Here is a 12664-nt window from a genome sequence, read left to right as displayed (position 1 = left end):
AAGGTTCTCAAAGTTTAATTTAAGCTTTGCGAACTTTGCGGTTTGTCTTTGCGACTTTGCGGTTAATTTTTTATTCTTATTTATACGTCCCTACGTAGGTTACTATAGATCTCGCTGGAATTTCAAAACCAGAAACATCAACCGCTATTCCTTTTTTCAAACTCAGTGTTTCAGAAGTTATGTAAGGTGTTAATTTATTATCAGTTACTGTTCCGCCAGCAAGATTCAATTTATAAGCTTTCGCTGATTTGCTGATGTTAACTGCAACCACAACTAACTTTTTATTTGCTACATCTTTATACGCTGTAACCATAACATTATTTAATTCTGAGGTATTGTCAATGCTTGGAATTTGAACTCGAACCATTCCAGGTTTTACGAAAAATGAAAAGTTTCCTAAAGCCCAAAGTGTTTTTGAATCTCTAATATATCCATCATTTTTACAATAATCTGCATTTCCTGCGCCGTTGCTTGCTCCATCATCCACATGAATTAATCCATCTTTGTAATCGCCACGGCTAATTGCTGTCCACCATTGCCAAGAAGTTACGCCTCCAATGGCAATATCTGTACTAATAATACGAGCTGTCCAAAGTGCCAATGACATTCCTAAATCTCTTCCTGAACCTGCTCCACCCGGAAGTTCTGCAGTTCCCGGACTTTCTAAAACACAATATTCCGATGACCAAAGACTTAATCCGCCAACAGATTGTGTTCTCGCAGCTGCTTCTTGTCTTGATGAAACCAAAGTGCTTAACGGCCAAGCTTGCCAGTAACTATGTCCGGAAATAGTTCTTTTTACATTGCTTAAATTTCCGATATTTTTAGAAGAATTAGCAGCAAAGAAATAATCAATCTGGTTTGATCTGCTTTCTTTTCCAGAAACTGTTTTATAAAGCGGTTCATAAGCTCCAGCTTCTCCTACAACAATTTTAGCTTGTAAATTTTTGGCTTGCAGTTTTGGAGATAAAATGTTGACGAAACTGTAAATGTTTGCATTAGTTGCTGGAGAACCTTCTTGCCCAGATCCGTCCCATTCATATTGAGGTTCGTTAAACGGACTTACATAATCGATAGTTAAGCCGTGTTCTGTTTTTAATTTTTCTAAAGATGTAGTCCAAAAGTCAGCTAAATCAGTCATTTTTCCATCTTTCAAATTATAAAATTCTTTGATAGAAGCATGCGCTTTTCCGTTTTGGGTTAAATAAACCGGAGCACTGTTTGCAAAAGCCAAAAGTTTATCAACACCGCGTTCTCTTGCCGCTTTCATAAACCAAACCTGTCCCGCTTGTTTGTTCATATCATACGAAACTCCATTGCTGGTAAAACATTCCGATCTTCTCCATTCATCTGTAATATCACTAGCTTCACCTTGTTCTGCACTTCCTGCTCCAAGATTAAAACGCCATAAGGATAATCCGATTCCTTTTGGATTTCCGTCAGCATCTAAACCTTGGCTGAACAATAAATCGGCTATTTTATTTCTTTTATCAGTTGGCCAGTTTTTTCCAATAAAATTACACTGCCAAGCGTCTGAAGCTCCAAAACTTTCCATAGTTTGAAGATTCATATCTAAACTTACATTTAATTCTGTTACAGCATTTTCTGAACCTGAATTTTCAGATTTTTCAGAATCACAGCTTACAAAAAAAGAACTTGCGAAAAGTAAGCCTGCACATAGCAGACCTACTTTATTTTGATTATACTGTTTCATCTTAGTATCCAGGATTTTGTTTAATTACACCACCGCTCAAATCGATTTCTAATTGTGGAATTGGCCACAATAAGTTTTTTGCAGGATTAAAATTGATTCCTTTATCCTGAGATTCTCTCAAGTTTGTGGTTTCGTAAGGATCTGTAGAACTCAAGTTGTATTGTACAAAAGTTCCGTTTGGTCCCATCAAAGATTCGATCACCGGTCTTCCAGTTGTTGGATCTTTTTCTCGGCGAATATCAAATAAACGCAATCCTTCAAAAGCCAATTCTAAACGACGTTCTTTGTAAATCTGTCTTAAAAGGGTTGGTCCAGAAATTCCTGTTTTCGGATCTAATTTTACACGTGCTCTGATGATATTAATATCTGCTAAAGCATCACCGCCTGTATGATAATTTGCTTCAGCTCTAGTTAAATACATTTCTGCCAAACGAATCAACGGAATGTTTAATGGCAAGTGACCGTCTTTTTTATCTAATGCACGACGTGTCGCAATCGGGATATAATATTTACGGCAGATACGTCCAGATTTATTATCGTTTAAACTGAATTTATGTGTCGGATTTAAAACCTCATCTCCGTAAGCTGCTTCTCCCCATTTTGTAATGGTGCTTCTGCGGCGGATAACATCATTTTCAGACAAATAAGCATTTTCTAAATCACTTGTCGGCATACACCATCCCCAACCATCCAAAACATCGGCTGCATCATTACTTGGAAAATTCTTTTTGTCTTCTCCTCTTGCTCCAGATAAAGTTGGCAACGCTGCACCTAAGTTTCTATCCTGAACAGAAGAGGATTGCGCTTCTAAAATAGATTCAATTCCGTTATGATTGTTAACATTCCAGATATTTAAGAAATCAGCTTCTAACTGAAAAGGACCTTCTGTAATTACTTTGTTAGAATATGTTTTTGCTTCTGCCCATTTTTCTTGGAACAATGACACACGAGCCAGTAAAGCATAAGCCGCCCATTTGTTAATTCTACCATTTCTTGCTACAGGAGCGCTTTCTAGTTTTGCCGCTGCCTCTTTAAGATCGGTTTCTATTTGAGTATATACTTCTGCTGCTGTATTACGTGATAACGTTAAATCGCCAGTTCCTAAAGATTTTGTATAAACCGGAACTCCTCCAAAAAGATTTACCAATTCATAATAGCAATATGCACGGACAAATAAAGATTCGCCCATATATTGATTTTTTTGGGCATCTGTAAGCGGAGAAAGTGCCATTCTTTCTAGACCAACATTTGCAGATTGAATCGTGTAAAAATGTGCTGTGTAGATACCGTTCATATCTCCCATATTATCAGGAGTAATAATATACTGCGAACAAGGTCTATGTGCACTATTATCTTGACCGGTATTTCCCATCCAGGCATCATCTGTTGCCATTTCGTTGGTTACTCTAGGAGCAGTTAATACCCACCATTCTTTTGCTAACAGTAAACGTTGCGTTAATTCATTGGTATAATTCTCGCATTCTTGTACTGTTTGAAAATAATTTTCTAAAGTCTGAGTTCCTCTTTGGTCTTTTTCTATAAAATCACTGCAAGATGCCGAAAATAGAGAAAAAGCTATTATTGATACTATTATTTTTTTCATGATCGTTTTGATTAAAATGCAACATTAAGTCCCATCAGAATTGTTGGCTGTACTGGATAATTCCATCCTCCAAAACCTGATCCTTTTACTCTGTCTCCATTATTTGGATCTCCTGCCCCAACTTCAGGTTCTACTCCTGAATAGTTTGTCCATGTCCATAAATTTTGTCCTGATAGTGATAATCTTAATTTATCTAAACCAAATTTATTGTAGAAGGAATAACCAATTTGAAGGTTTTTCATTCTAACGAAAGATCCATCTTCTACATACAAAGAAGAGAATTTTGTAAAGTTCTCATTGTTATCATCTTTTGATAATCTCGGAATATAGTTTGAAGTTCCTTCGCCATGCCAAGCCATTTGTTCCAATCCACTTACCTTGTTGGTCAAACTTGCACCATTATATAAATCTGAAATATTCTGATTAACGATTTCATTTCCAATACTTGAATAAAAATTCGCTACTATGTCAAAGTTTTTGTAAGCAAAGTTTAAGTTCAAACCAATATTGTAGTCTGCCCAAGGAGAACCAATTTTAGTTCTGTCTTTGTCATCTATTTTTCCGTCGCCATTTATATCTTTAAAACGAACATCACCTACTTGTGCATAAGGCTGTAATTTAGTTCCGTGTTCATCTGTATGAGAATTTAACTCTGTTTGGTTTTGGAACAAACCATCAGCAACATAACCGTAAAAATATCCAGGTTCATCACCTTTAACCGTTAAGGTTCTATTGCTTGAACCGTATAATCTTTCTCCGTCAGCAGATAATGAAATCATTTCTACATCGACAGTTGTAAAAGTTAAATCTGCACCATAAGAGAAATCACCTTTTTTATCTTTGAATGAAATCAATAAATCGATACCGCTTGATTTCATCGAACCCACATTTGTCCACATAGTTGAATATCCAGGAAATCCGCTATAAGTTGGAAATTGTTTTAAGAACAACATATCTTTTGTTTTCTTTTGGTAATATTCTATAGATCCAGACAATTTGTTTTTCCAAAATCCATAATCGATACCAAAACTCATATCTTCTACAGTTTCCCATTTAATATCCTTATTTGCCATAGTCGATGGATAAGAAGTATCTACCACCTGACCATCAATCACATAATATCCTTGTCCGATATTTGATTGATAAACCGCATCAGGCAAACCTTGATTACCTACTTTACCCCAACCTGCTCTAAATCTAAGATCGCTTAAAACATCTTTTGCAGATTCCATAAATCCTTCATTTAAAACTCTCCATGAAGCAGAGGCCGATGGGAAATTTGCCCATTTATTGTTTGCCATAAATTTAGAAGAACCATCACGTCTAAACGTTCCTGTAAAATAGTACTTTCCGTCGTAGTTATAAGAAAGACGCGAAATATAAGACATCAATGAACTTGACCAGCTAGTACCACTGCTATTACGATTTTTTGTAGCAGCGCTCACTTCTCTCATTAAGTCAGAATTATTAGGAACTCCTTCGCCATAACCCCAAACATCATTGGCATTGTATTCCTCCATAGTGCTACCAATCATAAAAGAAGCGTTGTGTTTTTCGGCAAAAGTTCTGCTATAAGTTGCTGTTGTTTGCCAAGTCCAGTCTGCATTTGTAGTGTTTCTTCTTTCAACACTATTAATTTCTGCTTTTTCGTGCGCTGCATCAATTATAAAATCTGGTCTGAAAATACTTTGTGTTTTATCACCAACTTCAATAGATGCCTGTGTACGAATTACTAAACCTTTTATTGGTTCGTATTGTAAATATCCATTTGTATTTAAATTGTACTGATTCGTAAAATCATCGTATCTTTTTACAGCTGCAACAGGATTCCAAACATAAGAAGGAGAACGTGCATAAATACTGTATTCGTTTTCTAATCCTGTTAATTGATCAGCTGGTTTGTAAATTGGTGTAATGGGATCAATTTTATCAAAATCTGCCCAATTGTTAGGTGAACCCCAAGTCTCGTAACGTGGATTTAAAGTGATTCCTGCTGAGAATTTATCCGAAAATTTGAAATCATTGGCAATTCTCATCGTCACTCTTTCCCATCCGCCAACTTCATAAATTGATTCTGCATTATAATAGTTTAAACTAATGGCATAAGTATGTTTATCTGAACCGCCTGCTACACCAAAAGAAGCATTCGTTACGGGAGAAGCTTTTCTAATTCCTGCTTTCCACCAATCTGTTGTTTTCCCTCTGTATTGAGAAGGATTTGGCAGATAATCAGCATAACCAGAATTGTTGTTAGCCGTATTCATGATTCTAGCGTAAGTTTCTGCATCAGCCATATTGTACGGATTATTCATCATCTGCATACCCGAACTCAAATCAAAATTGAATCTTGTTTTACCCACTTTTCCTTTTTTCGTAGTAATCAAAATAACCCCGTTTGAAGCTCGAGAACCATAAATCGCACTTGCAGAAGCATCTTTCAGAACCTCCATAGATTCAATTTCATTATTACTCAAGAAATTGATGCTCGTTCCCATCGGGATTCCGTCTACAACGTAAAGCGGATCTGTATTTAAGTTTAAAGTCGAAATACCACGAATTAAAACTCTAGGTTGAGCTCCCGGTCCTCCAGCCCCCGTAACTTGGACACCGGAAACTTTCCCCTGTAATGATTCTGTAACATTACCAACAGTCATAGTCTGTAATTCTTTTCCTTTTACAGAAGAAATTGAACTCGTTACATCGCTCTTTTTTACAGCCGCATAACCTACTACAACTATCTCATCTAATGCCTGGCTAGATTCTTCAAGCACAACATTAATTTCTGTTTTATCTCCAATTGACTCTACTTTGGTTGTAAAACCAACAAAAGTAAATTCAAGCTGTGCATTTTTATTTGGTACATTAAGCACATAATTACCATCAAAATCAGTTGCTGCTGAAGTTGAAGTTCCTTTTACCAATACATTTACTCCCGGAATCGGCACATTGGCTTTATCCTTTACAGTTCCTTTTATTTTTATTTGTCCAAAGGATACAGCAGTACACAAAAGGGCAATAAAAAATCCTATATATTTAAATTTCATATTAAGCTGTTTTATTTGTTAATTGCTACAATAAGGTTGTAACTAACTATTTTTTTGTTATAAACACTCTTTCTAATTCGGTGTCTAAAACCACTTTGTATACGCCTGGAGCCGCTGGATATTTTGCATTGCCATTTTCTCCTGGAGACATTGTCGCAATTCCGTTTTTGATCAATCTCCATGATGGACTCCACCATTGACCTGTAAAAGTAGCTTCCATAGTACCTGTCAAAGTATATTCTCCAACCAACTGATAAGGATTTGCAGCATTATTGGCTAAGTGTAAACCTTTTTGCATCCACGCATCCCAAGTGTCCCAAGTTGCTCCTTGAATTCCGCCACCGCAAACACTAACAAAAGGTTTTCTCTGCGCCTCAACATCATGCCATAAACCGTTTGCAACATCTGCCCAAACTTTGCTTGAAGGCGTATATTTTTCGGCAGTATATTTTAAAGTATTCGGATTTACTTTAATTTTATAATAGCCCTTTGTTGGTAAAATAATCGCTGTTGAAGCCACATCATCAACCAATTCTCCTGAAGCATTTAAACCAAAACAATGCGGCGCAAAATCTGATTCTTGACCTAAGAAGTAAATTTCTTTATTGTCTTTGTCAGCATAATATTTAAATTCGAAATCTTGTCCAGTTTTTTCGTGGAAATACATCGGAACACCCACTGCATCTGTCGTCAAATTAGTTCCTTTTGGCTGATCGCATAAATAAATTGCTGGATATTCATTTGTTGCCACAATATTGATGTTTAAGGATCCAGTATTTGGAATCGCAAATTTATCTTTAGCCGTAATCGTTAAGACATAATTTGCTGCCGTAACTGGTAAAGTATAGGTTTTATTGAACGTATAAGATTGTGGAGATCCAACCAATTGCACAGTCTCATCAATACCAAGTTCGGTACATTTTATCTGAATATAATCGATTCCTGAATCGTCATTTACCACAAAATTTACTGGCATTTTATTGCTTGTGGACAATAAAATAACGGCGCCTTCTTTTGGAGTAATCATAGAAATACTCGGCGCAGCAAACTCGCCATCAAGACGTAAATTGATTTCTTCGTTTACGACATTACCAGAAACGTCTGTAATGATTAATTTTATTTTGAATGTTTCTGATGTTCCTCTTCCAGCTGGGACCTCAAAAAAGTAACTAAGATCATACGATTCTAAAAGAGGATTTGTAGCAAAACTGATTGTTTTATCTAATGATAATTCTGGAATTTGAATCTCTACACTTTTTAATCCTAAATCATCGGCAAGGGCTGCTTTGATTTCAAATTTTCTACTTGGTGCTCCGTAAATTTCTTTTGTCGAAACTACCACCGTAGGGTTATCAGAACTTGGAAATCCTGATTCGTTATTTTGGCAGCCGGTAAAAAGAATGCCAAAAAGAGCAAGAAAAAATAAAAATACATTTTTTTTCATTTCTTAAGTTTTAAGGTTTAGTTAGTTAGTTTTCTTTCTAAAGCGAAAGTTTTTATTCTCGCAGGTTTAAGTCGAGATTGGTTTTTCTGTTTTTCCTTATGCGGAAAACAGTTGCAATTAATTATGTGGTTACTTTCATATTGAATTGAGTTTGGTTAATTGTTTTACTATTTTTTTCTTTTTTTATTTCTATCTATTAATAAGTGTTTTTAAATTAACCCGCAGCTTACTTCTAAGCCGCGGGTTCAAAAAGTAATGTAACCAACCACTACTTTTAGAATTTTAAAGAGTGCTCAGCTCTTTAAAAAGAGATAAAACTTTATCTTGAAACTAACACTTATGACTAACAGCAATTGTATAATAACCGATTGCTATAAGTGCAAAGAAATGTTTAATTCACACTTATAAGGAGGGGTAAATTCGAAAAAAAAGGAGGTCAAAATTGTAATTAACCATAATTTCGAAATATTTTTTACTGAGTATTTAAAAATAGCTATGGATTTTTGCATTATTTGCAATTATTGAAAAAACAGTATTTTTTCAACCTAAACGATTAAAAGTTGTAGAAGATTTTAATCGTTTAGTCAAAATTCAAAGAAAAAATGCAACAAAAAATAATGGTGATTTTGCTATTTGATGATATTTAAGTCCGAATTGAAGGAACTTTTATACTTTTTAATATATTCTGATGGAGTCATTCCAAAAAGTTTTACAAACTGCTGTCTGAAATATTTAGGATCTTCAAAACCAACTTCGGCACTTGCTTGCGCAATATTCATTTCTTCAGTTAACATTAACATGGCAGCTCTTCGAATTCGTAATGATCGAATAAAAGCATTTAAAGTCTGTCCAGAAATAATTTTGATTTTAGTGTAAAGCGTTCTGTGGCTCATTCCCATTTCGAGAGCAAAAGTTCGAATCGTAAAATCTTTTTTATGAATGTTAGCTTCAACGATATCAATACATTTTTTCAGCATCTGCTGATATTCTACGGGAACTTTCTGCGTGTTTTCTTTTAGCGTAATGCTATCTAAGAAATAAGCGCGCAGATTATGTCGATTTCTTAATAAAGATTCTACTCGTGCCGTTAGAATATCATCATCAAAAGGTTTGGTAATATAATCGTCTGCACCTTCATTGATTCCCTGCAAATGCGTTTCAGGATTTTTAGAAGCTGTCAATAAAATAACTGGAATATGAGATAAAGCATTGTCTTCTTTAATTTTTCGACATAATTCTAAACCGTCCATTTCTTCCATCGTAATATCACTTATAACGAGATCTGGCATGTGTTTTTTGGTCAATTCTAATCCTTCTTCTCCATTTTCTGCACTATAAACTATATAATTTGCCGAAAATAATTTAATTAAATAGGTTCGAATCTCTGCATTATCATCAATAATTAAAACAGTGCGTTTTTCGGTTAACATTGTCTTTTTAAAGTCGCTTTCTGAAACCAAATTGACAACTGTTGGTTCTTCAATTTCGTCTGGAATCAATTCGTCAAATAATTGGCTTCTCTGTGATTTTTCGTTTGTTATTTCAGCGTTTTCAAAATGATTGCTTCCTTTTAAGAAGGCCAATTTAAAAGTACTGCCTTTACCAGTTTCGCTGCTGCAGGTTACAGAACCTTTGTGTTTGTCAACAAAATATTTAACAATATAAAGTCCAATTCCGAAACCTGTTCCAACAGAAACTTTCGAATTAATCTGTTTGAATTTTTCGAAAATAACCTCAATATCTTTTTTATCAATTCCGTCTCCGCTATCGGTTATTTCTAGAAAAACTTCATTTTCATTTTCGGATATTGTCAAATTGATTTCGCCTCCAATTGGTGTGTATTTAAAAGCATTTGACATTAAATTAAATAACGAAATTTCTACTTTTTCATAATCTCCAATAATAGTGATTTCATTAGATGGAATATTTAAATTATACGAAATCTGTTTTTCTTTTGCCTGATTAACAAAACATTGATACACTTCATTAGAAAGATTATTTACATTAATTGGAGACAATCGTAAAGAATCGGCATCATTTTCAGCTTTTCGCAATAACAGCAATTGATCTACCAAACTTAAAAGTCTTCTGGCGTTTCGGTGTGCAATTGCCAAATCGCTTCCAGAAGAACCATTTTCGACAATTTCTTTCTGAACCGCTTTTTTTAATGGATTGATAATTAGCGAAAGCGGTGTTCTAAATTCATGCGAAATATAGGTAAACATTGACGCCTGTTTTTCGGCTATCTCTTTTTCTTTTTTGCTTTCCAGTTCGGCAATTTTGACTTTATACTTTAGTTTTTCTTTATTTTTATTGTAATCTAAATACAAAAATAAAATGCCGCCAATTGCTGCTAAATAAAGAGTATAAGCCCACCAAGTTCTGTACCAAGGCGGTAAAACTGTTATCGAAACCAAACTGACTTCTTTATTCCAGCCGCCTTTAAAATTGGTTGTTTTTACTTTAAAAGTATATTTTCCTTCTGGAAGTCTCGAGTAATTTGCTTTTCGGGTTTGTCCGACGTAATTCCATTGTTCGTCCCAGCCTTCTAAAAAATAAGCGTAGTTAATTTTGTCTGAGTTATTATAATCAAGTGCAACAAATTCTAGAGATAATGTAGTTTGATCGTATTCTAAACTCACATCTTTTACTTTATCTGAATCAATATCAACTTCGGCTTTACTTTCTTCAATTAATTGATTGTTGACGTAAAAATCGGTCAATAAAACATTATTCTTCTGATTGAAACCTTTTATTGCTTCTGGATAAAAAATATTAAAACCGTTAATTCCTCCAAAAAGAAACTCTCCCGAAGAAAGTTTTATTCCGGCATTAAAACTAAACTGATTGCTCTGAAGTCCGTCGTTTATAGAGAAATTGCGGAATGTTTTGCTTTTTTTATCGTAACGACAAATTCCGTTGTACGTACTCATCCATAAATTTCCGTATTTATCTTCGAGTAATCTTAAAATAGTATTTGACGGCAAACCATCATTTATTGTTAATCTTTTAAAAGTGTTCGTTTTTCGATCAAACAATAATAAACCTCCTTCTTGTGTTCCAATCCAGAGATTCTTGTCTTTATCTTCGTAAATGCATCGAATTGGATTTCCGATGGCTTTCTTGGTTATTTTTCTAGTATTTTTTTCAATAGATAAAAGCGAAGTGTAATTTCCTGCCCACAATTTTCCGTCTGAAGTTTCAAACATGCATTGCAGATTTTCAATACTTTTATCAAAAAGCACAAAACTGTCTGTTTTTCTATCTAAAAAATATAACGAACCTTCGTTTGTTGCGCTTGCCCAAATATTTGATTTTGAATCTTTAAACACAAACCAGATATTTTTTTCAATCTGCTTTGTAAAAGGATTATAACAAGAATAATTCTTGACGCTATTTGTTTTTTTGTCTATGCGATTAATGCCTCCTGCCCAAGTAGAAACCCAGATATCATTATTGTCATCATGGACTATTCCGGTTATAAAACTGCTTGAAAGCGAAATTCCGTAATTCGAATAAGTGTTATTTGCTCTGTTCCAATATTTTAATCCTGCTCCATCTGTACCTACCAAAAGATTCTTTTTTTCATCTTCACAAAATGATAAAATAAAATTATCCGCAGGTTCTTTTGAATTGTATCTAATGCTTTTAAAATACTTTGGCGTATCACTTAACATACTGATTCCGCCACGAAGCGAACCAAACCATTTATTACCTGATTTATCTTCGTAAAGACTCCAAACTGAATTGCTTTTTGCCAGCTGTTCGTTATAAAAAAGAAGCTTTTTACTTTTTTGATCTATGTAAAAAATCCCGCATCCATCAGTTGTAATCCAAGTTTTTCCTTTTCTGTCTATTAAAACATCGGTTACGCTGCATTTATTCGAAAAATAATTATCTGAAACGGAACCCGTTTTGGTATTTAAAAGAAAAAGACCTTCATCTGTTCCTAATAAAAGATTTCCGTCAGTTGCCAATTTCATTGCTTTTACTTCTATAGAAAGTGGGAAAACTATTTTTAAATCTTTAGTTCTATAATCATAACCACAGACTCCAACATTTCGAACATAAATCCAGCATCCAGATTTTTCCTTGTTTTCTTGAATGGCAACAGCATCATAATTATTAATATTGATTTTATTTTCTAATGCTTTTAACGGAACTTGATTTCCTACGAAAGAGCCATTTTGAAAAGCTAATAATCCTAATTTTTGCGAAGCTACTAAAACAAGTTTATCAGAAACAGAGCGCATTTGATGTATAATGCCCTGAAGTAATTCTGTTTTTTTATCTGATTTCCTATAACGAACCGGGTGAAATATTGCTTTTTTCTTATCGTAAACACAGATTCCGTTAGTTCCTCCCACCCAAATATTATTCTTAGAATCTCCCTCAACATTATAAATTGTATTAAAGGACAATGATTTTGGATCGTTGATTCGATTTCGGAAGACTTTAAAATTATATCCGTCATATCGGTTTAAACCATCGTAAGTTCCAAACCACATAAAACCTTCGTTATCCTGATAAATAGTAATGATGGAATTGTTAGACAAACCATCTGATATATCTAGAAATTTTACAGGATAATCCTGCGAATATGTAACCGGACTTAAACCCAGCAGCAAGAATAGATATAAAACAAAATTCTTCAAAGTATATTATTATTTTATTTCAGTAGCAATAGTACAATTATAAGCTAATTTAAGGCGAAAATTGTCAAAAACCGTCAAAAAAGATAAGCTTGATAAGATGTCTTTTTTTTATTATTAAAACTTAGTTTCATCTAATTTTAATATTACGAAATCTTTATTGCCAAAGTTTATTTGCTTTAAAATCTACCAAAATTCATCTTATTT

5 protein-coding genes are annotated in these 12664 nt (G+C 34.2%); all 5 read right to left on the bottom strand.

Annotated features, from left to right (window positions below; genetic code table 11):
* Window positions 1-76: 76 nt before the first annotated feature.
* The 5 genes from P0R33_RS18725 to P0R33_RS18705 all read right to left on the bottom strand — a co-directional run bounded on the left by P0R33_RS18725 (window position 77) and on the right by P0R33_RS18705 (window position 12460).
* Window positions 77-1714, bottom strand: coding sequence for a glycoside hydrolase (locus P0R33_RS18725; RefSeq protein ID WP_276172686.1), 1638 nt, complete (start codon window positions 1712-1714; stop codon window positions 77-79).
* Between the two features lies 1 nt (window position 1715).
* Entirely contained in the window at window positions 1716-3317 is a 1602-nt protein-coding gene (locus tag P0R33_RS18720) for a RagB/SusD family nutrient uptake outer membrane protein (protein ID WP_276172685.1), read from the bottom strand.
* A gap of 11 nt (window positions 3318-3328) precedes the next feature.
* A complete protein-coding gene (locus tag P0R33_RS18715; protein WP_276172684.1) occupies window positions 3329-6361 on the bottom strand; it encodes a TonB-dependent receptor in 3033 nt (1010 codons plus the stop codon).
* Between the two features lie 46 nt (window positions 6362-6407).
* Window positions 6408-7805, bottom strand: coding sequence for a hypothetical protein (locus P0R33_RS18710; protein WP_276172683.1), 1398 nt, complete (start codon window positions 7803-7805; stop codon window positions 6408-6410).
* A gap of 629 nt (window positions 7806-8434) precedes the next feature.
* Window positions 8435-12460, bottom strand: a complete 4026-nt coding sequence (locus P0R33_RS18705; RefSeq protein ID WP_276172682.1) for a two-component regulator propeller domain-containing protein — start codon at window positions 12458-12460, stop codon at window positions 8435-8437.
* Window positions 12461-12664 lie beyond the last annotated feature (204 nt).

Origin of the sequence: Flavobacterium sp. YJ01, from assembly GCF_029320955.1 — a bacterium.
Taxonomy (GTDB): Bacteria; Bacteroidota; Bacteroidia; order Flavobacteriales; family Flavobacteriaceae; genus Flavobacterium.
Note: the sequence above shows the minus strand (reverse complement) of the source record. Positions and strands in the feature narration are given on the sequence as shown.

Coding starts and splice junctions, on each gene's coding strand:
- P0R33_RS18715 (WP_276172684.1), bottom strand. CDS start 6,361: ATGAAATTTAAATATATAGGATTTTTTATTGCCCTTTTGTGTACTGCT.
- P0R33_RS18725 (WP_276172686.1), bottom strand. CDS start 1,714: ATGAAACAGTATAATCAAAATAAAGTAGGTCTGCTATGTGCAGGCTTA.
- P0R33_RS18710 (WP_276172683.1), bottom strand. CDS start 7,805: ATGAAAAAAAATGTATTTTTATTTTTTCTTGCTCTTTTTGGCATTCTT.
- P0R33_RS18720 (WP_276172685.1), bottom strand. CDS start 3,317: ATGAAAAAAATAATAGTATCAATAATAGCTTTTTCTCTATTTTCGGCA.